At 71.0% G+C, this 19,427-nt stretch carries 21 protein-coding genes; 9 read left to right on the forward strand and 12 right to left on the reverse strand.

What is annotated here, in order from left to right:
• Nucleotides 1–2: 2 nt before the first annotated feature.
• The 3 genes from ABZ904_RS29830 to ABZ904_RS29840 are packed head-to-tail and all read right to left on the reverse strand — an operon-like array spanning nucleotide 3 to nucleotide 2,943.
• Entirely contained in the window at nucleotides 3–725 is a 723-nt protein-coding gene (locus ABZ904_RS29830; RefSeq protein ID WP_359398338.1) for a cupin, read from the reverse strand.
• A complete protein-coding gene (locus ABZ904_RS29835; protein ID WP_361826672.1) occupies nucleotides 719–1,648 on the reverse strand; it encodes a PmoA family protein in 930 nt (309 codons plus the stop codon). The genes ABZ904_RS29830 and ABZ904_RS29835 overlap by 7 nt, the downstream gene beginning before the upstream one ends.
• Complete coding sequence (locus ABZ904_RS29840) at nucleotides 1,645–2,943, reverse strand: Gfo/Idh/MocA family oxidoreductase (RefSeq protein ID WP_361826675.1); 1,299 nt, start codon at nucleotides 2,941–2,943, stop codon at nucleotides 1,645–1,647. Before ABZ904_RS29840 ends, ABZ904_RS29835 begins: the two co-directional genes overlap by 4 nt.
• A gap of 339 nt (nucleotides 2,944–3,282) precedes the next feature.
• Between ABZ904_RS29840 and ABZ904_RS29845 the strand changes: the two genes are divergently transcribed.
• The 5 genes from ABZ904_RS29845 to lnt all read left to right on the forward strand — a co-directional run bounded on the left by ABZ904_RS29845 (nucleotide 3,283) and on the right by lnt (nucleotide 8,364).
• Nucleotides 3,283–4,158, forward strand: coding sequence for an undecaprenyl-diphosphate phosphatase (locus tag ABZ904_RS29845; RefSeq protein ID WP_361000416.1), 876 nt, complete (start codon nucleotides 3,283–3,285; stop codon nucleotides 4,156–4,158).
• A 594-nt stretch (nucleotides 4,159–4,752) separates the two neighbouring features.
• The gene (locus tag ABZ904_RS29850; RefSeq protein WP_361826678.1) at nucleotides 4,753–4,932 is read left to right on the forward strand and encodes a hypothetical protein; all 180 of its coding nucleotides are present in this window, start codon (nucleotides 4,753–4,755) and stop codon (nucleotides 4,930–4,932) included.
• Nucleotides 4,933–5,311: 379 nt separating this feature from the next.
• Nucleotides 5,312–6,055 (forward strand): hypothetical protein, encoded by a 744-nt coding sequence (locus ABZ904_RS29855; RefSeq protein WP_361826681.1) that lies wholly within the window; start codon nucleotides 5,312–5,314, stop codon nucleotides 6,053–6,055.
• A 145-nt stretch (nucleotides 6,056–6,200) separates the two neighbouring features.
• Entirely contained in the window at nucleotides 6,201–6,698 is a 498-nt protein-coding gene (locus ABZ904_RS29860) for a nuclear transport factor 2 family protein (RefSeq protein ID WP_359398329.1), read from the forward strand.
• A gap of 91 nt (nucleotides 6,699–6,789) precedes the next feature.
• Nucleotides 6,790–8,364: an apolipoprotein N-acyltransferase gene (lnt, locus tag ABZ904_RS29865; RefSeq protein ID WP_361826684.1), complete on the forward strand. Its 1,575-nt coding sequence runs from the start codon at nucleotides 6,790–6,792 to the stop codon at nucleotides 8,362–8,364.
• On the opposite strand, the gene ABZ904_RS29870 is transcribed toward lnt, so the two are convergent.
• Complete coding sequence (locus tag ABZ904_RS29870) at nucleotides 8,282–9,193, reverse strand: Gfo/Idh/MocA family oxidoreductase (RefSeq protein WP_361826687.1); 912 nt, start codon at nucleotides 9,191–9,193, stop codon at nucleotides 8,282–8,284. The two genes, lnt and ABZ904_RS29870, sit on opposite strands and share 83 nt — an antisense overlap.
• Nucleotides 9,194–9,234: 41 nt before the next feature.
• Entirely contained in the window at nucleotides 9,235–10,419 is a 1,185-nt protein-coding gene (locus ABZ904_RS29875; RefSeq protein WP_361000403.1) for an FAD-dependent monooxygenase, read from the reverse strand.
• Between the two features lie 108 nt (nucleotides 10,420–10,527).
• Between ABZ904_RS29875 and ABZ904_RS29880 the strand changes: the two genes are divergently transcribed.
• From ABZ904_RS29880 to ABZ904_RS29890, 3 genes are all read left to right on the forward strand, one after another.
• Nucleotides 10,528–11,118: a TetR family transcriptional regulator C-terminal domain-containing protein gene (locus tag ABZ904_RS29880; protein ID WP_361000400.1), complete on the forward strand. Its 591-nt coding sequence runs from the start codon at nucleotides 10,528–10,530 to the stop codon at nucleotides 11,116–11,118.
• A gap of 58 nt (nucleotides 11,119–11,176) precedes the next feature.
• Nucleotides 11,177–11,689, forward strand: coding sequence for a DinB family protein (locus ABZ904_RS29885; protein ID WP_359398319.1), 513 nt, complete (start codon nucleotides 11,177–11,179; stop codon nucleotides 11,687–11,689).
• Between the two features lie 112 nt (nucleotides 11,690–11,801).
• On the forward strand, nucleotides 11,802–12,266 hold the full coding sequence (locus ABZ904_RS29890) for a hypothetical protein (protein WP_359398317.1): 465 nt from the start codon (nucleotides 11,802–11,804) through the stop codon (nucleotides 12,264–12,266).
• 285 nt (nucleotides 12,267–12,551) lie between these two features.
• Here the strand turns inward: ABZ904_RS29890 and ABZ904_RS29895 are convergent, their stop codons facing one another.
• The 7 genes from ABZ904_RS29895 to ABZ904_RS29925 all read right to left on the reverse strand — a co-directional run bounded on the left by ABZ904_RS29895 (nucleotide 12,552) and on the right by ABZ904_RS29925 (nucleotide 18,736).
• Complete coding sequence (locus tag ABZ904_RS29895; protein ID WP_361826692.1) at nucleotides 12,552–13,109, reverse strand: hypothetical protein; 558 nt, start codon at nucleotides 13,107–13,109, stop codon at nucleotides 12,552–12,554.
• A 227-nt stretch (nucleotides 13,110–13,336) separates the two neighbouring features.
• On the reverse strand, nucleotides 13,337–14,020 hold the full coding sequence (gene ung / locus ABZ904_RS29900; RefSeq protein WP_359398314.1) for a uracil-DNA glycosylase: 684 nt from the start codon (nucleotides 14,018–14,020) through the stop codon (nucleotides 13,337–13,339).
• 91 nt (nucleotides 14,021–14,111) lie between these two features.
• On the reverse strand, nucleotides 14,112–15,689 hold the full coding sequence (locus ABZ904_RS29905) for an ABC transporter substrate-binding protein (RefSeq protein WP_361000395.1): 1,578 nt from the start codon (nucleotides 15,687–15,689) through the stop codon (nucleotides 14,112–14,114).
• A gap of 193 nt (nucleotides 15,690–15,882) precedes the next feature.
• The gene (locus ABZ904_RS29910; RefSeq protein ID WP_359398310.1) at nucleotides 15,883–16,641 is read right to left on the reverse strand and encodes an SDR family oxidoreductase; all 759 of its coding nucleotides are present in this window, start codon (nucleotides 16,639–16,641) and stop codon (nucleotides 15,883–15,885) included.
• Between the two features lie 18 nt (nucleotides 16,642–16,659).
• Nucleotides 16,660–17,421 (reverse strand): 3-oxoacyl-ACP reductase FabG, encoded by a 762-nt coding sequence (fabG, locus tag ABZ904_RS29915; protein WP_361000392.1) that lies wholly within the window; start codon nucleotides 17,419–17,421, stop codon nucleotides 16,660–16,662.
• Between the two features lie 161 nt (nucleotides 17,422–17,582).
• On the reverse strand, nucleotides 17,583–17,966 hold the full coding sequence (locus ABZ904_RS29920) for a DUF3037 domain-containing protein (RefSeq protein WP_359398306.1): 384 nt from the start codon (nucleotides 17,964–17,966) through the stop codon (nucleotides 17,583–17,585).
• Nucleotides 17,963–18,736, reverse strand: a complete 774-nt coding sequence (locus ABZ904_RS29925) for a HipA family kinase (RefSeq protein WP_361000389.1) — start codon at nucleotides 18,734–18,736, stop codon at nucleotides 17,963–17,965. Before ABZ904_RS29925 ends, ABZ904_RS29920 begins: the two co-directional genes overlap by 4 nt.
• Before the next feature lie 202 nt (nucleotides 18,737–18,938).
• Here ABZ904_RS29925 and ABZ904_RS29930 point away from each other — a divergent pair, with 202 nt between their 5' ends.
• Nucleotides 18,939–19,421 (forward strand): Rieske (2Fe-2S) protein, encoded by a 483-nt coding sequence (locus ABZ904_RS29930; protein ID WP_359398302.1) that lies wholly within the window; start codon nucleotides 18,939–18,941, stop codon nucleotides 19,419–19,421.
• Nucleotides 19,422–19,427: the final 6 nt, after the last annotated feature.

A 19,427-nucleotide genomic window follows, 5' to 3' on the forward strand; every position in this document is an offset into this window, starting at 1 on the left:
GACTAGAACGTCTCTTTGTACGTGTTCAGCCGTCCACACATCCCGAACTTGCCGTGGGCGGACGGCTGCTGCGCCTGGACGACCGCTCCGGCGAGGTGGGAGACGTCACCGCGCTCCAGGCGGTCCAGTTGCTCGCCCGTGGCCGCGGCGGCCGCCCCGGCACCGTGCAGCCACCGTTCGCGCCACTCGGCCAGGCGCGGCCGTACGAGCGCCGCGGCGGCCCGGTGGAACGCGGCCAGCGCCTCCGGCCCCGGTGCGTCGCGCAGCGCCCGGTAGCCCTCCAGGGCGAGATCGCGGCGTGCCCGGGAGATCCGCTCCTGCTCCTCCTCCGGCGCACCGGCCGGGATCGCGGTCGCGGCGGCGTACGTCTGCGGGTCGGTGAGGTACTCGGGCGGCAGGGTGAGCACGGCGTCGCCCGCCTCCGGGAGCCCGCTGTTCTGCATCAGCACGGTGATGCGCAGGTCGTCCTCGTTGACCAGCCGGTGGACGGTCCCGGGTGTGAACCAGGCGACCGTTCCGGGCGTCAGGGGGGTGACCTGGTACCCGGTCGTCGTCAGCGTCTGCACCGCGCCTCGCCCGCCGGTGACGACGTACGCCTCCGAACAGGTCAGATGCAGATGGGGCGTGCCACCGCACACGCCGTCTGCGGCGGGCCAGTCGTAGACGGTGAGGTGCGAGACGGCCACCGCGCCCGGCAGGCCCGTGAACTCCCCGGCGCTCACCACGGGTGCTCCTCGAGGTACTTGACGACCTCTTCACGCTCCCACGCGCCGTCCGCCACCACAACGCGGTAGCGGCGCCGCAGGGTGTCGCCCGGGGCCAGCTCCAGCTCCTCGTAGAACGCCCAGGACGGGGCCACGGCCGCGAAGGGTTCGTTGCGGACGAACCAGTGGGCGGGGTGGGTGCCCCGTTCTCCGAGGTGGTCGTTCTCGGGGGCGTGCGCGAAGACGAGCGTGGCGTGCCCGTCGGTGCCGTCGTGCTCCCCCGTGTACGCGAGCCAGGACGCCGGCCGGCCCATCATCCTGAGCCCCTCGGAGTCCGGCCCGAGGACCCGTCCGTCCCGGAAGGCCCGCGGTCCGCGCCAGAACAGCCCGGTGTAGCCGGCCAGCTCCCGCCCCGCCGTGGTCGGGCTGCCGAACAGGAGCGGCTCGGGGCGGCGGTTGGTGATCGCGGAGGTCCAGGTCAGTGCCCAGGCCCGGGTCGCCGTGTCGACGTCGTGCACCTCGATACGGCGCTCCTCGTCGGCCCACAGCTCGCCGCTGTACGGGTGCCAGGTGAGCCGCTCGGCGATGACCGCACGGCCGCCGTCCGCGCCGACCTCGTCGAAGCCGACGTGCGCCATCGAGCCGACGCACTCCGGCAGCGCGAGATATCCCTCGCCGTGCACGTAGGTGTTGCCGCCCCACAGGTTCTGCCCGGACAGATGGGAGGCGGTCAGCTGCAGGCCCTTGTGCCAGCGGTGGTCGTTCGGCCGGTAGTCCGTGACGACGTCGTCGGCCAGGGTCCGGATCGGGTGAAGATACGGCTTGGGGGCCTCCCAGGCCGCCTCGGGCCGGTAGACGTAGCTGAACAGCTCGACGCCTGTGACCGGTTCGGTGACCCCGATGCGGTCGCCGTGCGCGTGCGTGATGCGCAGGGTCGCGGTCATGCGGGCACTTCCTTGCTCGGCGAAGTCGCCGACGCCTCGGTCACGACGGGCGCCCAGCCGGGCGTGCCTCCGTGCAGGGCCGTGTAGTACGGGTCGCCCGGGCCGATGTCCCCGGCGCGGACGGTGGCGTCGGTGAAGGCGGACTTGTACAGCGCGGTGATCAGTTCCAGGCTGGTGCGACCGTCGGCACCGCTGCTGCGCGGCCGTTCGCCGGCGCGCATGCTCGCGACCAGCTCGCGCAGTTGCGCCAGGTGCGAGCTCGGCACGTCCGCACCGAAGTCCCGCCATGCGGCCACCTCTTCCTCGGGGACGCCGGGGGCGGGGGTGATGCGCCAGTCGTCGTTGCAGTGGCTGTACAGATGCGTCAGTTCCACGGTGGCCCGCTCACAGTCGATGCGGATGCGGCTGACCTCGTCCGGGCTGAGCACGCTGTTCACGACCGTGGCGAGCGCGCCGCTCTCGAACCGTACGAGCGCCGTGGAGACGTCCTCGGTCTCCACGGCGTGCACCAGACGCCCGGCCATCGCCCGCACCTCGCTCCAGGGTCCGAGCAGGTCGAGCAGGAGGTCCATCTGGTGGATGCCGTGGCCCATCGCGGGTCCGCCGCCCTCGGTCTGCCAGCGCCCCCGCCACGGGACGGCGTAGTAGGCGGCGTTGCGGTACCAGGTGGTCTGGCAGTGCGCCACCAGCGGACGGCCCATGGCCCCCTCCGCGAGCAGCCGCCTGACGTGCCGGGCGCCGGACCCGAAGCGGTGCTGGAACACGATCGCCGCGTACGGGCCGTCCTCGGTGCCCTCCGCCGCCTCGACGGCGTCGAAGTCCGCCAGCGTCGCCACCGGCGGCTTCTCGCACCACACCCAGGCACCGGCCCGCAGTGCGGCGACGGCCTGCTCCCGGTGCAGGGTGGGCGGAGTGCAGATGCCGACCAGATCGGGCCGCTGCTCCTCGAGCATGAGCTCCAGGTCGGTGTACGGGTGCGGAATGCCGCCGTCCGCGCATAGCCGCTCGGCCACGACGGCGTCGATGTCGACGGCGGCGACCACCGCGACCTCACCCTCCTCGGCCAGTCGGGCGAGCGCGGGCAGGTGCGAGCCGCGGGCGATCACACCGGCTCCCACCAGAGCGGCCCGGATACGGCGGCCGGCGAACGGGCCCGGCGCCGGGCGGTCCGGGCTCGGCTCCGGGTTCCGTTCCGGACCGGTGGCCCGGCGCGCAGCGTCGCCGGGATGCGGAACCGGGGTGGTCCCCGGGCTGGTGAGCTGGTCGGCTGCGGACGCGTTGCGGGCTGTGGGCATGACCGTGATCAGCGCTCCATCGGACGTGATGTCAGACGTTGGCCAACGCGTGATGTCTTCCGAGGACTCGCGGCAAGCGCTTTCCCCGAGCTGCAACGAAAGCACCGTTCAACAAGGCGGTCAACACCGCGAACCGGCCGTCGGCGGCAGGCGGGCACGGTCCAGGCCCGTGCGGTGACACCCCGACTGCCCCAAGCATTGGCAAAGCCCCGGTGAAGGGCGAGTCATCCCGGGGCGCTACGCTGCCGGGAACACTTGATCGTCGGCTGCGCCACGGCAGCCGCGCCCCGGGTGTACCCGTCGCCGTCACCACGATCAGCGCTTGGACCCCTTCACTTCATGTCTTGGTTTGAATCCCTCGTCCTCGGGCTCGTCCAGGGGCTGACCGAATTCCTTCCCGTCTCCTCCAGCGCACATCTGCGGCTGACCGCGGCGTTCGCGGGCTGGGAGGACCCAGGGGCGGCCTTCACCGCGATCACCCAGATCGGCACGGAGGCGGCGGTGCTGATCTACTTCCGCAAGGACATCGCGAACATCGTCTCGGCCTGGTTCCGCTCCTTGTTCGACAGCGCGATGCGGCGCAGCCAGGACGCGAAGATGGGCTGGCTGGTGATCGTCGGGTCGATACCCATCGGCGTGCTCGGCGTGACTCTCAAGGAACAGATCGAGGGACCGTTCCGCGATCTGCGGGTCACGGCGACGATGCTGATCGTCATGGGCCTGATCCTCGGCACCGCGGACCGCCTCGCGGCACGCGACGAGACCGGCGGCCGGCACCGGGCGCCCAAGCAGCGCAAGTCGCTCCAGGACCTGAACATCAAGGACGGCCTGATCTACGGCGCCTGCCAGGCGATGGCCCTGATCCCCGGCGTCTCCCGCTCCGGAGCGACGATCAGCGGTGGCCTCTTCCTCGGCTACCGGCGCGAGGCCGCGGCACGCTACTCCTTCCTGCTCGCCATCCCGGCCGTACTCGCGTCCGGCGCCTTCGAACTCAAGGACGCCGCGGAGGCGGGACATGTGAGCTGGGGGCCCACGTTGTTCGCGACGGTCATCGCGTTCGTCTCGGGCTACGTGGTCATCGCCTGGTTCATGAAGTTCATCTCGAGCAAGAGCTTCATGCCGTTCGTCTGGTACCGGATCGCGCTGGGAGTGCTCATCATCGCCCTGGTCAGCGCGGGAATTCTGAGCCCGCACGCGGCCGAGTCCGCGGGCTGACCGGATCCAGTGCGTCATCGTGGGCGACGCGACGGCCTGCCGCGCGATGTACAGCGACTGCGGCGTGCCGCGCGTTGACGTGCGGTCTCTGCGCTTTCGCGTGATGGCCACGCATCGGCGCCTCTACAAAGGTGCCGATCTTGTGGCCACCCGTCGTCACCCGTGACACTCCCGTCGCACCGCCCGCTGGAGAGAGTGACCCCAGGCGGGGTCGAGGCGCCCGCACTCCGGGGGGAGGCCCGCGGGCGCCGACGTGCAGGGACAGGCCCACTCCTCGTCGTGAGTCTGCCCCCGCTCGCGCGGGACGGCCTGGGCGCGACTCGGCGGTGGCGCCCAGGCCTCCTCTCCCTCGTCTCCTCCTCCGACCACCTCAACTGGTGGATTCCCGGGCCAGTGCAACGACTTCTGCGGATCAGTCCGCCGCGTCCGCACACCCAGGCGCCCACCTTCGGCCGGACTGCCGCCCGTGGGCTCATCTGAGGCGGCGACAGAAATCCCCAACTTGCCTCCGCGGAAACGACCGTGACCAACCACATACCGGTCGCGTAGCCGGTCGGTAGCGCGCTGTCAGTCCGTGCCCCTAGGGTTGTCGGTATGCCCTCCGACTCACTGAGCCCTGGTTCCGCACGGTCTGCCGAGGATTTGAACGCGCGGATTCGCGCGCTGTGGCTGCGTGCGGGCGGTTCCCTGTCGGCCCAGGAGCGCGCGGAGTACGAGCTGTTGGTCGTGGAGTGGGCGGCGGCGATGCACGGCAAGGTGATCGAAGCGGCCTGACCGCGCGAGGGTCGGCCGGCTCGCGCCCGTCGGCCGCAAGACGCACGCACGTCGCGGCACTGGTACCCGCCAAGCGATGTGTCCCCCTGCCGAGCGAGCGCGCACGATCGCGGACGGCACAGACATCCCGTCCGCGAGAGGCGGCCACTCGGCCGGCAACGGTGCCGCGGCACGGTCGAATCCGGTTCCGGCACGCGTTCTGACAGCACGACAGAAATGGAGAAGCGCGCAACGACACGCCGTGAGCGCCTCCTTTGTACCCGCCCGGCCCTCCTGCTTCACTCGTCAGACATGTCCGACATGAAACTAAAAGAGGCTATCAGTACTTTCATCACAGATCGGCTGCCCGGCCGGCGTCTCTGCGACAGAAAGAACTGATATGCGCACGCGTACTCTCGCCGTGACCGCCGCCGCCGTGAGCGCGGCGGTCCTGGTCACGACCGGCATCACTTACGCCTCGACCAACGAATCCGTCGAGGCCGCGCCGTCCGCCAAGCGCGCGGCCCCGGCTGCCCACAAGGCGGTCAAGAGACCGTCCGTCCAGATGGCTGCTCCTCTCGAGGCCGTCGCTGCCCCCGCGACCGCTCCCAACGGCGACAGTTCGGGCGGGAACAGCGGAAACAGCGGAAACAGCGGAAACACCGGAAACAGCGGGAACAGCGGGAACTACGGAAACGAGGACCGCGGTAACGGGGGCGGCCGCAACAACGGTAGCGACCGCGACAACGGTGGCAACCGCGACAACGGTGGCGACCGCGGTGACCGTGGCGACCGTGGCGGCGACCACAAGAGGGTCGGACGGATCTACTTCAACGAGCGGGAGTACCCCGCCTTCTCGGCCGGCTGCATCGTCGCGGCCAGCGGACTGGGCTCCACCAGTTTCAGCGTCGACAACGACAGCGACAAGACTGTCGAGGTCTTCCGCGGCTTCACGTGCGACAACGGCGGCCCGGTCGCCACGGTCGGCCCCTACGGCAGGACGTTCGGCGTGGTGACCAACAACAACCAGGACGGCGGGTACGGGGAAGGGCTCTCCGACGGCGGCTTCCCCTTCGCCGGCGGCGCGTTCCTCGAGAATGCCACGGTCGGCAGCTTCCGGGTGATCGACCAGGGCGATTGGTGAGGGGCCCCACCAGCACCGGGAGCGCCGGCCCGCCGGAATCGGGCCGGCGCTCCCGGCATCGTTCACCGGGCGACGTGGTCACCGTCGTCCCTAAACCCTCCGCACACCCCTTGGCTGCACGCCCCCCGTCCCCAACACTGAGCCGATGACCCAGCGTGTGGAGCTCGCCACCCTGATGGACCGGCTGGCGCTCGACGGACTCGTCACCGAGTACGCGGTGGCCGTGGACGACGGTGACTGGCACTCCTACCGAGAACTGTTCACCGCGGACGGCCGCGCCGACTACCGCTCCGCCGGCGGCATCGAGGGAGACGCCGGGCAGGTCGCGGACTGGCTGGCGGGGACCATGCGGCTGTTTCCGATGCGCCAGCACCTGATCGTCAACCGGCGGCTGCGGTTCGGCGTGCGGGAACAGGACGTCGGCGACACCGCCGGGGTCCAGGCCGACTACGTCAACCCCATGCGGCTCGCGGGACGGGACGGCGGCCCCGCCGAGCCGGACTTCGTCTGCGGCGGCCGGTACACGTTCGCCTTCCTGCGCACGGGCGAGGGCTGGCGGCTGCGCGAAGTGGTCGTCCAGGAGAAATGGCGTCGCACACCGCTCCCCCACCCCGGCCCTCACCAGGAGGAGACCGGCGCCTGAGCGAGCCCCTCCCCGCACACCTCCACGCCCCCTGTCGGAGATCGTCCGCGGCGCGCACACTGGAGACATGCTCTGGGGAGGGACACGCCGAATGACCATGCCCAGCGACTGGCTCGCCTCCCGCTGGAGACGGGGTGTCGCCGCTGCGCTCGCCGGTGCTCTGCCGGTGCTCGCCTTCCCGGCACCGTCCTGGTGGTGGTTCGCGTACGTCTGTCTGGTCCCGTGGATTCTGCTGCTGCGCACCGCCCCGACCGGAAAACAGGCCCTCTACGACGGCTGGCTCGGCGGCTTCGGCTTCATGTTCGCCGTGCACCACTGGCTGCTGCCGAATCTGAACGTCTTCACCTTCGTCATCGCCGCCCTCCTGGGCGCTCTGTGGGCCCCTTGGGGCTGGCTGGTACGGCGCTTTCTTGCCGGGGTGCCCACAGCGAGGCGAGTCGCCGCGGCCCTTGTCGTGCTGCCCTCCGGCTGGCTGACGGTCGAGCTCATACGCTCCTGGCAGGCCCTCGGCGGCCCCTGGGGGCTGCTCGGATCGAGCCAGTGGCAGGTGGCACCCGCACTGCGGCTCGCCTCGGTCGGCGGGGTGTGGCTGCTGAGCTTTCTGGTGGTGGGCGTCAACGTCGCCGTCGCCGTGCTCGTCTCGGTGCGCGCGGCGCGCGTCACGGCCGTGACCGGGCTCGTGGCCGCGGCCGTCGCGACATCGGCCGCCTGGGTCTGGTCGCCACGCCCGGACCTCGACGGCCAGATGCGCATCGCGGTCGTGCAGCCCGGGATCGTCGGCGGGGCGGACAGCGGTATGAGGCGCTTCGCCCGCGAGGAGCAGCTGACCCGCGAGCTGGCCGGCAGCCACGTGAACCTGGTCGTCTGGGGCGAGAGCAGTGTGGGGTTCGACCTCGCGCGGCGGCCCGATCTGGCCACCCGGATCGCGGACCTGTCCCGGCTGGTGAAGGCCGACATCCTGGTCAACGTCGACGCGCGCCGCTCCGACCACCCCGGCATATACAAGAGCTCCGTGCTGGTCGGCCCGGACGGCCCGACCGGTGACCGCTACGACAAGATGCGGCTCGTCCCGTTCGGCGAGTACATACCCGCGCGCTCCGTGCTCGGCTGGGCCACCTCCGTCGGCAGGGCAGCCGCCGAGGACCGCAGGCGCGGTTCCGAACAGGTGGTGATGAACGTCGGGCACGGACTGCGCGTCGGCCCCATGGTCTGCTTCGAGTCGGCGTTCCCCGACATGAGCCGCCATCTCGCGCTGGACGGCGCCGAAGTGCTGCTCGCCCAGTCCTCGACCTCCACGTTCCAGCACAGCTGGGCGCCGGAGCAGCACGCCTCGCTGGCCGCGCTGCGCGCCGCGGAGACCGGCCGCCCGATGGTGCACGCCACGCTGACCGGCGTCTCCGCGGTCTACGGTCCGAGCGGCGAGCGCGTCGGCTCCTGGCTCGGCACCGACCGGAGTGCCACAGAGGTCTTCGCCGTCCCGCTCAGCCATGGCGTCACCCCGTACGTCCGCTTCGGCGACTGGCCGCTGCACGGGGCCCTGCTGGTCCTGGCCGGGCTGTGCGCGACGGAGGGGTTCCGGGCGCTCAGAGCGCGACGGGGCGCTCCTGCACCGCGGCAACGACCCGCTCGCACAGTTCGTGAGTGGCCAGTGCGTCACGGGCGCTGAGCACCTCGCCCGTGCGGACCGCGTCCAGGAAGGCCAGCGCGGCCTGCTCGATGCCCCGCTGCCGGGCCACCGGCACCCAGTCCCCGCGCCTGCGCACGGTGGGCTGGCCCTTGTGGTCGACGATCTCGGCCAGGTTCAGCACCTGCCGCTTGGTGTCCTGCCCGGAGACCTCCAGGATCTCCTCCGCCGAACCGCTCAGCCGGTTCATCACACCGAGCGCGGTGAATCCGTCACCGGAGAGCTGGAGCACCACATGGTGCAGCAGCCCGTCCTCGACCCGGCCGCGCACCGTCACATCGTCCACCGGGCCCGGCACCAGGAACCGCAGGGTGTCCACGACGTGGATGAAGTCGTCGAGGATCATCATGCGGGGTTCCTCGGGCAGTCCGACGCGGTTCTTCTGCATCAGGATCAGCTCGCGGGGGTGGTCGGCGCACTGCGCGTACGCGGGTGCGTGGCGCCGGTTGAAGCCGACCGCCAGGGTCACGTTCCGCTGCTCCGCGAGGTGCACCAGCCTTTCGGAGTCGGCGAGTTCGTAGGCGATCGGCTTGTCGACGTACGTCGGCACGCCCGCCTCCAGCAGCCGCGTGACGATCTCGGCATGGGCGGCGGTGGGCGCGTGCACGAAGGCCGCGTCGGGGTCCTGCGCGAGCAGCGCGTCCAAGTCCACGTGCCGCTGCTCCAGCGGAAGATGCAGACTGTCGGCAACCCGGTGGAGCGTCGCGGGGGTCCGGGTCTGGAGGTGCAGTTCGAGCCCCGGTTGCAGCCCCAGCACCGGCAGATAGGCCTTCAGCGCGATGTCGCCGAGTCCGATGCAGCCGACCTTCACGGGCCTCTCCTGGGATCGCCGACCTGGTCCTGTCCGGAAGCTTACGGCCTTGCCGCCTCCCGGTTCCGCTCGGGCCCGGTGTCCGCCGGCGGCCGCCAGCCGGCGATGCCGTCGAAGCCGCGCAACAACAGGGCGGGAGCGGCCTTCGAGAGCACGGCGATGGAGGCGTTGCGGAGGGCGATCCCGGCGCCGTTGGTCATCAGGTCGAGCCGGGCCACCCGCACGGACTGCCGGGTGATGGCGGTGGTTCTAGGCAGCCGTGCGGCGCTGAAGGCGGCCAGGTCGTCGGTGCAGTGGGCGAGCACGATCGCGTCCTCGACGGCCTGGTTGCCGCCCTGGCCGAGCATCGGTGGCATGGCGTGCGCCGCGTCGCCGAGCAGGGCGACCCGGCCGCGGTGGTAGGCGGGCAGCGGCTCGGCGATGTGGTGGACGTCGTGGCGCAGCACGTCCTCGGGCCGGGCCGCGGCGAGGACGGCGGGAATCGGGTCGTGCCAGTCGCCGAAACGCCGCAGGAGTTCGGCCTTCTCGTCGTCCGGCGCGCGCCGCCCGGCGGGCACGACGGCTGCGGCGTACGCGTAGACCTGGCCGTCCTTGAGCGGATGCGTGCCCCACAGGGCGCCCCGGCTCCACGTCTCGTGCGAGGCGAACTCGACGCCGGGCACCGGGATCACCACCCGCCAGGTGGTGAATCCGGAGTAGACCGGCCCCGGGTGGTGCGGGAAGAGCGTCCGGCGTACACCGGAGTGGATGCCGTCGGCGGCCACGACCAGGTCCGCCTCCAGTTCGCCGTCCGGGGTGGTGACACGGGCCGGCCGGCCGCTGTCGCCCGGGTCGGCGACCGACGCGGCGGCGGTCGTGCGGATGGCGCCGGCCGGGATGCGGGCGGCCAGGCTGTTGATGAGCGTGGCCCGGTGCAGCAGGACGAGCGGGCCGCCGAAGCGTTCGGCCGCGGCCGAGGCGTTCGTGCGCGAGAGCCAGCGTCCGCGCGGGGTGCGCAGTCCGCCGTCGCCCTGCCAGGCGGCCAGGTCCCGGATCTCGTCGCCGAGGCCGATGACATCCAGGGCGCGCAGGGCGTTGGGGGCGAGGGAGATGCCGGCGCCGACCGGCTCCAGGGAACGGGCCCGTTCCAGCACCGTGACCCGCAACCCGCGCAGATGCAGCGCCACCGCCGCGGTGAGACCCCCGATGCCGCCGCCGATGACGACGGCGTGCGACGACTGTGCCATGGCTCCTCCTGAGCAGTGCTGGGGCGACTCTCCGGACGCCACTACATATGTAGTGTACGAATGCGTCGACTGTACTACGGGTGTAGTCAGACAGATAGGTTGACCTCCATGTCCGCACATGCCATGGGCGCCGCACGCGCCGACCACGTCGCCGACACCGCGCTCGCCCTGCTCGCCGAGCGCGGGATGCGCGGGCTGACGCACCGGGCGGTCGACGAGTCGGCGGGACTCCCCCAGGGCTCGACCTCGAACCTCGCGCGGACCCGCCTGGCGCTCCTGGAACTCGCGGTGCGACGCCTCGCCGACCGTGAGGCCCGGGTTCTCGCGGCGCACGAGATGCCCGGTCCCGGGAGCGGACTCGGCCCCCTCGTGGACGGGCTGGCTCTCGCCACCCACCGGTCCCTGACCCGCAATCGCGCACTGACTCTCGCCCGCTACGAACTGGCCCTTGAGGCCACGCGACGGCCCGAGCTGCGCCGGTACTTCGACGTGGCGGGCGCCCGCTTCCGGGATCAGCTCACCGCCCTTGTCACGGCCGCGGGTTCGGCCGACCCGGCGCGCCACGCGCTGTCGCTGGTCGCCTGGCTGGACGGGCTGATGTTCTCGTGCGTGGCCGGGTCCTTCACCGCGGCGGTGCCCACCCTGGACGAGGTGCGCACCGGCCTGCGGGAACTGCTCGACGGGATGCTCCACGGCTGACGGGCCGCCGCGTCAAACGTCTGGCGGCGGTGACCGGGGCTGGGTGAGGATGCCGGGTATGACCCTTGAGCGCCGTGAACCCGCCCAGAACGCCGACGAACGCACCATGCTGGAGGGCTGGCTCGACTACCACCGCCAGACGCTCGCATGGAAGTGCGAGGGGCTCACCGATGCCCAGCTCAGGACCGCCTCGGTGCAACCGTCCGAACTCTCCCTGATGGGACTCGTGCGGCACATGGCGGAGGTCGAGCGCGGCTGGTTCCGCAAGGTGCTCGCCGGTGAGGAGCCCGGACCGATCTACTACAGCGACGAGGACCGGGACGGGGAGTTCCATCTCACCGAGGCCGACACCTGGGAGGACGCGCTCACCACGTGGCAGGCCGAGATCGAGATCGCCCGGCGGCACTCCGCCGGCTTCGGCCTGGACGACCTCTCCAAGGGCCGGAGCACGTTCACCGACGAACCCTTCAATCTGCGCTGGATCTACACCCACATGATCGAGGAGTACGCGCGCCACAACGGCCACGCCGACCTGATCCGTGAGCGGATCGACGGGTCCACCGGGGACTGACGTCACCCTGGACGGGTCCGGGCCCTCCGTACGGGGCTGGAGATCACCCATGAGGGGCATCCTCCGCCTGTCCGCTCCCCCAAAGCGGCCCGGACCCAGCAGAGTGGCGCGGGTGCATCGAACGACGACGACCGCAACGCTCCTGGTCACCGTGGCCGTCTCGGCCCTCACCGGCTGTGTGACCGTCCAGCGTCAGCCCGTTCCGGGCCCGCCGCACGCGCCCTCGAACCCCTCGGCACCGCGCCCCGACGGGAGCACGGAGCCCCAGGTCGTCCAGGCGCCGGCACGGGAGGCGCTGGAGATGGTCGGGCCCTCCGGCCGCCCCTCGCCGACCGCTCCCGCCCCGCACCGCGGACGGCGCCCGGACGCCGGTGCGGTGCCTCCGGCCGCGCCGCACCACCCGTACCCGGGCCCGCGCCCCAGGTGGAGCCGCCACGCCGGGCGCATCGAGGTGCCGCCCGCCGCCTCCCAGGTGTTCCCCGGGAACGGAGACGTGTGCGACCTGGGCCACAGGTACGGAGGGTGGCAAGCGGACAGCCCCGAGGCGAAGATCTGCGCCGGCACCTACGGGCGGTGAACCCGCGGCTCACACCGGCGACGAGGCTCCCCTGCGACCTCGAGCCGCACCACGGTCCGGAACTGGCCCGGCACCCCGAAGCCGGTATCCGTGCCGGCGGTGGACGCGCACTGGCGCTGCTACGTCGCCCCCGGCTTCGTGGCCCGGCCGCGCACCCTGCAACCACCGTCCCGGCATGGCCCACCATCCCCAAGACACGCCCCCGGCCTGCCCCGGCACCCCGAAAGCGCGACCCCGGCGGCCGACGTCACCCCGCCCCGGCAAGAACCTTCGACAGCGCGGGCTTCAAGGCCGCCGTCGCTGCGGCCCCAGCGTCTCCCCGCCGGGGCCGTCCAGGGGGCCGGGCTCCGGTGTGCCCCCGGTCGGCCACTCCTCCGCGAGCCGTCGCTCCAGTCGTGCGATCGCCGCCCTGACGCCGTCGCCGTACAGGCCGTCCCCGAGGGCGCCGACCGCACCTCGGGCCCGGCCCAGATGGACGCGGGCGGCCTCGGAGCGCCCGAGCTTCACATAGTCGGCGGCCAGGTTCAGATGGAGCGAGGGGTAGAAGGCGTGTACCGCGAGCGCCCCGTCGTGGTCGGCGAGGCGCCCGTCGGTGAGTTCCTCGGCGGCCGACAGCGCCCGAAGGTCCCAGGCGAGTTCGTCCGAGGGGTCGTCCTGCGTGTCCGCCAGGTAGTGCGCCAGCGTGCAGCGGTGCAGCGGGTCGCCGTCCTCGCCGAGCTCGGCCCACAGGCGCAGGAAACGGTCCCGCGCCTCCTCGCGGTCGCCGCCGTGGTGCAGCATGACGACCTGTCCGATCCGGGTCATGACGGGATCCGGCTCCATCTCCGCCTGTCGCTTCGCCACCGCGTCCTCCACGCTCGTCGCCTCCCCCGCTCGGGGCTCGGCCCGAGCGGGGGGATCCCCATGAGCCAGGGGGACTCCCATCCACGACGCTAACCGCCCGCACCGGCAATCGCGGTCAGGCGGCTCCGTACGGCCGCTGGGCCAAGGCGGTGACGCGGGCGCCACGAGCGGTGGCGGCGGACAGTGGCGATGGGCGGGTCCGAGCCGGGCCCGAACCCGCCCCGGGCTCATCCCAGGTCGGGAATGGTCCAGTCGATCGGCTCGTGCCCCTGCCGGGCCACCGCCTCGTCGATCTGCGTGAACGGACGCGAGCCGAAGAACTTCTTCGCGGACAGCGGCGAGGGGTGCGCGCCCTTGACGACGACATGCCGGCTCTCGTCGATCAACGGCAGCTTCTTCTGCGCGTAGTTGCCCCACAGCACGAACACCGCCGGGTCCGGCCGCCCGGCGACCGCACGGATCACCGCGTCCGTGAACTTCTCCCATCCCTTGCCCTTGTGGGAGTTCGCCTCGCCGGAGCGCACCGTCAGCACCGCGTTCAGCAGCAGCACCCCCTGCTCGGCCCACGGCATCAGATAGCCGTTGTCCGGGACCGGCGTGCCGAGCTCCTCGTGCATCTCCTTGTAGATGTTCCGCAGGGAGGGCGGGATCTTCACGCCGGGCCGCACGGAGAAGCACAGGCCGTGTCCCTGGCCCTCCCCGTGGTAGGGGTCCTGGCCGAGGACGAGGACCTTCACCTTGTCGTACGGAGTCGCGTCGAGGGCGGCGAAGACCTCCTCGCGCGGAGGGTAGACAGGACCCTTGGCGCGCTCGCCCTCGACGAACTCCACGAGTTCCTTGAAGTAGGGCTGCTGCAGTTCGTCGCCCAGAACGCCCCGCCAGGACTCCGGCAGCATGGCGATGTCGGTCACGTCAACTTCCTCCGATGTGCGGTCACTTCCAGGCCTCAGAACCTACAGGTGACCACTGACAACGGGATCCGGACCCCGGCCCGGGGCGGGCCTACCAGCTGGTCTTGCGGGACAGCTCCCACATCATCATGATCGTGGACGGGTCCAGGGCGCGCTCCCCGCCGGAGATCTCCTCGCTCGCCGCCACGAACTGCTTGCCCTGCCAGAGGGGCACCAGCCGGGCGTCGTTCACCAGGATCCGCTGGGCCCGCTCGAAATCCTCGACCACCTTGCCGCGGTCGCTCTCGCGCCGGGACCGCGGCAGCAGCACGTCGGTGATCTCCGGCGACGGGTAGGGGGTGCCGAGCGCGTTCTGCCGGCCCACGAAGGGCGTGATGTAGTTGTCGGGGTCCGGGAAGTCGGGGAACCACCCGCGCCCGAACACCGGGTACTCGCCCTTCTGGTAGCCCCCCACGTACGTCTTCCAGGGGCGGTTCTTGAGGGTGACCCGGAACAGACCGGAGTCCTCCAGCTGACGTTTGAGCTCCTGGAACTCCGGACCGGTCTCTGAGCCGTAGCGGTCGGTGGCGTACCAGAGGGTCAACGGGACGCGCTGCTTGATGCCCGCGCCGGTGAGGAGCTTGCGGGCCTTCGCCGTGCTGGGATCGCCGAAGTCGTCGAAGAACCCCGTGGTGTGCCCGGTCAGTCCCGCCGGGATCATCGAGTAGAGGGGTTCGACGGTGTCCTTGTAGACGTTGTGGGCGATCGCGCCCCGGTCCACGACCTGGGCCACGGCCTTGCGGACGGCGGCCTTGCCGGCCCACGGGTCCTTGGGGTTGAAGACCAGGTAGCTGATCTCGATACCCGGGTTCTCCAGGAGCTGGATGCCGTTGTCGGAGCCGTGACCCTGGAGCGAGACGATGTCGGAGGCTCCGAGTCCGCGGTAGGTGAGGTCGATCTTCCGGCTCCTGAGGGCGCCCACCATGCTGGCGGAGTCCTGGAAGTACCGAATGGTCACCGCGTCGTTCTTCCGGTCGGCGTAGCCGGTGTAGTGGGGGTTCCGCGCGAGCCGGGCCTCCTTGCCCTCCTGGTAGGACCGCAGTGTGTACGGCCCGGACCCGGTGACCTTGCCGTCCTCGCGTATCCGCGTGGCCGGGTACTCGGCCGGGTCGACGATCGACATGGCCGGGGTGGTCAGGACGAACGGGAAGGTGGCGTCGGGCTCGTTGAGGTGGAAGACGACCTCGCGGTCGCCCTTCGTCTCGACCCGCCCGAGGCTGCCCAGCAGCCCGGCCGGGCCGCCCGACACGTTGATGCGCTTGATCCGGTCGATCGAGTACTTCACGGCCCGGGCGTCGAGCTTGTCCCCGTTGGAGAACGTCAGGCCTTCGCGCAGAATGCAGCGGTACGCCAGGTTTCCGGCCGTGAACGTGCAATTCTCCGCGGCGTCGGGTCCCGGCTCGGTCGCGCCGTCGGGGTAGTTCAGCAGGGTCTGGTACACGTTGCGGAACAGCTCCCAGGAGTTGTCCCAGGAGGCGGCCGGATCCAGGGTGCTCGGTGAGCTGGTGGTACCGACGACGATGGGCCCCCTGTCGTCGGCGGACCCCGAGGAGAACGCACTGCAGCCGGCCACCAGGGATATGGACGTGATCGCCGCCAGCCGACGAAGACAACGGTTCCGGTTGAACACGCGCACACTCCTCGGTCTGCCTACCAGTGGTCGGCGGCAGACCATACCGCAGCACCAGGCCGGCCGGACCTGGTTCGCGCAGTGCATGTGATCAGCGTGTATATGACGACGTTGTCATCCGTCTTTGTGTCGTACGCGGCTCGACACGGGCGCCGTTTCTGTCCATACGGCGCCCGTGTCGGGGCTCACCTCATCAGACCCCGGAGTTCAGGAAGATGCCGCCGTCGACGACGAGGGTCTGACCGGTGATCCAGTCGGACTGGTCCGACGTCAGGAACGCGGCCGCGCCGCCGATGTCGGAGGGCACGCCGAGCCGGCCGAGCGGGTAGGCCGCGGCGGCCTCCGCCTCCCGGCCCTCGTACAGCGCCTGGGCGAACTTCGTCTTGACGACGGCCGGCGCGATCGCGTTGACCCGGACCAGCGGTGCGAACTCGTGCGCGAGCTGAAGGGTCAGGTTGATCATGGCGGCCTTGCTGATGCCGTACGCGCCGATGAACGGGGAGGCGGAGAGACCGGCCACCGAGGCGATGTTGACGGTCGCGCCCCCGTTCTCCTTCTGCCAGGCGTGCCAGGTCCGCTGGGCGAAACCGAGCGCGGAGACGACGTTCGTCTCGAACACCTTGCGCGCCACGTTCAGGTCGAGGTCGGCGATCGGTCCGAACACCGGATTCGTCCCGGCGTTGTTGACCAGGAAGTCGACCCGGCCGAAGACCTCCATGGTGCGTTCCACGGCGAGGGCCTGGTGGTTCTCGTCGTGCGCCTTGCCGGCGACACCGATGACGCGGTCGGCGCCGAGCTTCTCGACGGCCTCCTTCAGAGCGTCCTCGTTGCGTCCGGTGATGCAGACGCGGTCGCCGCGGGCGACGAACGCCTCGGCGACGCCGTAGCCGATACCGCGGCTGGCGCCCGTGACGAGGGCGACCTTCCCGCTGAGTTCGGGCAGTGCAGTCATGTCTCGGTACTCCCGGCGCTAGTCGAGCGGTCCACCGGCGACGTACAGCACCTGGCCGGAGACGAATCCGGCCGCGTCACCGGTGAAGAAGGCGATGGCGTTGGCGATGTCGTCCGGCTCCCCGACGCGCGCGACGGGGATCTGGGTGGCGGCCGCGGCCTTGAAGTCCTCGAAGCCCATACCGACGCGCTCGGCGGTGGCCTTGGTCATCTCGGTGGCGATGAAGCCGGGCGCGACGGCGTTGGCGGTGACGCCGAACTTGCCGAGCTCCTTGGCCAGGGTCTTGGTGAAGCCCTGCAGACCGGCCTTGGCGGCGGAGTAGTTCACCTGTCCCCGGTTGCCGAGCGCGGAGGACGAAGAGAGGTTGACGATACGGCCGAAGCCCGCGTCCACCATGTGCTTCTGCACGGCACGCGACATCAGGAACGCACCGCGCAGGTGCACGTTCATGACGGTGTCCCAGTCCGACACGCTCATCTTGAACAGCAGGTTGTCGCGGAGCACGCCCGCGTTGTTCACGAGGATCGTCGGCGCGCCCAGTTCCTCGGCGATACGCGCGACGGCCGCCTCGACCTGCGCCTCGTCCGAGACGTCGCAGCCGACGGCGATGGCCTTGCCACCGGCGGCGCCGATCTTCTCCACGGTGTCCTTGCACGCGGCCTCATCGAGGTCGATCACCGCGACGGCACGGCCCTCGGCGGCCAGTCGTACGGCGGTGGCGGCGCCGATGCCGCGCGCACCGCCGGTGACGACAGCGACCCGCTGCTCACTGGTGGACATTGCTGGTTCTCCTCGTCCTAGGAAAGCCTGGAACACCTTCGGAAAGTCTGCGACTCCCACGGTACGCCCCGCTGGTGAGCGACCGCTTAGTACCTTCAGCAGACGTGACGCTAGAAGTCCTGGCACTCGGTGTCAACGGCCGACCCGGTGCATGTGATCCATTACCGCACCAGGAGGTCGAGCAATCGCTCCGCCTCGGCCGCCGGGTCCGCGGTCAGCCCGGTGTGCACGGGCCCGGGCTGGACGACTGTCGAGCGGGGCGCGATCAGCCAGCGGAAACGCCGTCCCGCGTCGTCAAGGGCAGCTTGCCCGGCCGCCGCGCCCCCCGCGCACACACCCTCGACGGCGCCGAGCGCGGCACGTACTCCGGCCACGTCCGCGTCCGGGTCGAGCGCCAGCAGCTTTCCCTCGTCCAGATGCGTCCGGGCGCCGACGAACGACTTCGCGCGGCAGTACACGAGCACGCCGGCGTTGATGCACTCGCCCCGCTCGATCCGCGGCACGACCCGCAGCAGCGCGTACTCGAAGACGTCCCGCTCGCTCACTTGTCCCCCTTGGTGGTCCCGATGCCCTGGATGCGTTCGTGGATGTCGGCCGCGCGGGCCAGCAGCGGCCGCGCATACGCCCGGCGCAGCGCGTCTGCGGTGTCGAAGCCGGGCTCGCCGGTCAGCCATTCCTCCGGGATCTCCGCGGTCACTTCGGCGAGCAGCTCCTCGGTGACGAGCGGCGCGAGCTCGGCGGCGGCGCCCGCGACGTCCGGTGCGAAGGGGGCGAGGGCGTGGTCGGAGGCGTCGTAGGACCGCGCGGCCGATGCCTCGGCGCCCGGCCAGTTGTGGTGCCAGATCATGGTGGCGCCATGGTCGATGAGCCACAGGTCGCCTTGCCACATCAGCAGATTGGGGTTGCGCCAGGAGCGGTCGACGTTGTTCACGAGCGCGTCGAACCAGACGATGCGCCCGGCCTCCTCGGGGCCGACCGCGAAGGCCAGCGGGTCGAAGCCGATCGCGCGGCTGAGGAAGTCCATGCCGAGGTTGCGCCCGCCGCTCGCCTTGAGCAGTTCCTGCACCTCCTGGTCGGGCTCCCCGAGCCCCAGCACCGGGTCGAGGCCGATGGTCACGAGGCCGGGGACCCGCAGCCCGAGCCGGCGGGCGAGTTCGCCGCTGACGACCTCGGCGACGAGCGTCTTGCGGCCCTGCCCGGCGCCGGTGAACTTCATGACGTACGTCCCGAGATCGTCGCCCTCGACGAGCCCCGGCAGCGAACCGCCCTCGCGCATCGGAGTGATGTAGCGGGTCGCGATGACTTCCTTGAGCATCGCCCCAGGCTACTGGCGCGTCGGAGCGCCGCGGAGACCCCCTTTCGGGTTCTGAGTCCCCCCTGACAGCGGAACGACAGCCGTGTCTGACGCCCGGCTCATCTCGAAGCGGTCAAGATCTCGAGAGTATCTGAACAGCTGTTGCCCCCAGGCCGTACCACCGTCCGTAAGTACGAATCACCCATGGAAGGGAAACGTCAGCATGACCAGCGAATCGCTCCAGTCCGTACCGGCACCGGCCCGCCGCACGGTCGTGGCAGCCGTCGGCGCGACGGGGCTCGCCGTCGCGCTGACCGCGTGCGGGGGCTCGGACAAGGCGTCGACGAGCACCCAGGACAGCAGCACCGCGAGCAGCGGCAGCACGGGCGGCGGCGAGAACGCCGCGACTGGTTCCGGCGGCACGGTCCTCGCGAAGACGTCGGACATCCCCGAGGGCGGCGGCAAGGTCTTCGACGACAAGGGCGTGGTGGTGACCCAGCCGACGGCGGGCAAGTTCCAGGCGTTCTCGTCCAAGTGCACCCACCAGGGCTGTGCGGTGAAGGACATCTCGAACGGCGTGATCACCTGCCCCTGCCACAACAGCGAGTTCTCCGTGGCCGACGGCAGCGTGAAGAAGGGTCCGGCGACGCAGCCGCTGCCCGCCGCCAACATCACCGTGTCCGGAGACGAGATCAAGCTCGCCTGATCCCGG

Origin of the sequence: Streptomyces sp. NPDC046900 (assembly GCF_040644975.1) — a bacterium.
Taxonomy (GTDB): domain Bacteria; phylum Actinomycetota; class Actinomycetes; order Streptomycetales; family Streptomycetaceae; genus Streptomyces.

What these genes read in the sequence shown, in the direction of transcription:
- fabG (WP_361000392.1), bottom strand. Translation starts at nt 17,421, where the DNA reads ATGTCCACCAGTGAGCAGCGGGTCGCTGTCGTCACCGGCGGTGCGCGC.
- ABZ904_RS29885 (WP_359398319.1), top strand. Translation starts at nt 11,177, where the DNA reads ATGACCCTTGAGCGCCGTGAACCCGCCCAGAACGCCGACGAACGCACC.
- ABZ904_RS29855 (WP_361826681.1), top strand. Translation starts at nt 5,312, where the DNA reads ATGCGCACGCGTACTCTCGCCGTGACCGCCGCCGCCGTGAGCGCGGCG.
- ABZ904_RS29925 (WP_361000389.1), bottom strand. Translation starts at nt 18,736, where the DNA reads ATGCTCAAGGAAGTCATCGCGACCCGCTACATCACTCCGATGCGCGAG.
- ABZ904_RS29875 (WP_361000403.1), bottom strand. Translation starts at nt 10,419, where the DNA reads ATGGCACAGTCGTCGCACGCCGTCGTCATCGGCGGCGGCATCGGGGGT.
- ABZ904_RS29910 (WP_359398310.1), bottom strand. Translation starts at nt 16,641, where the DNA reads ATGACTGCACTGCCCGAACTCAGCGGGAAGGTCGCCCTCGTCACGGGC.
- ABZ904_RS29930 (WP_359398302.1), top strand. Translation starts at nt 18,939, where the DNA reads ATGACCAGCGAATCGCTCCAGTCCGTACCGGCACCGGCCCGCCGCACG.
- ABZ904_RS29860 (WP_359398329.1), top strand. Translation starts at nt 6,201, where the DNA reads ATGACCCAGCGTGTGGAGCTCGCCACCCTGATGGACCGGCTGGCGCTC.
- ABZ904_RS29850 (WP_361826678.1), top strand. Translation starts at nt 4,753, where the DNA reads ATGCCCTCCGACTCACTGAGCCCTGGTTCCGCACGGTCTGCCGAGGAT.
- ABZ904_RS29845 (WP_361000416.1), top strand. Translation starts at nt 3,283, where the DNA reads ATGTCTTGGTTTGAATCCCTCGTCCTCGGGCTCGTCCAGGGGCTGACC.
- lnt (WP_361826684.1), top strand. Translation starts at nt 6,790, where the DNA reads ATGACCATGCCCAGCGACTGGCTCGCCTCCCGCTGGAGACGGGGTGTC.
- ABZ904_RS29840 (WP_361826675.1), bottom strand. Translation starts at nt 2,943, where the DNA reads ATGCCCACAGCCCGCAACGCGTCCGCAGCCGACCAGCTCACCAGCCCG.
- ABZ904_RS29835 (WP_361826672.1), bottom strand. Translation starts at nt 1,648, where the DNA reads ATGACCGCGACCCTGCGCATCACGCACGCGCACGGCGACCGCATCGGG.
- ABZ904_RS29880 (WP_361000400.1), top strand. Translation starts at nt 10,528, where the DNA reads ATGTCCGCACATGCCATGGGCGCCGCACGCGCCGACCACGTCGCCGAC.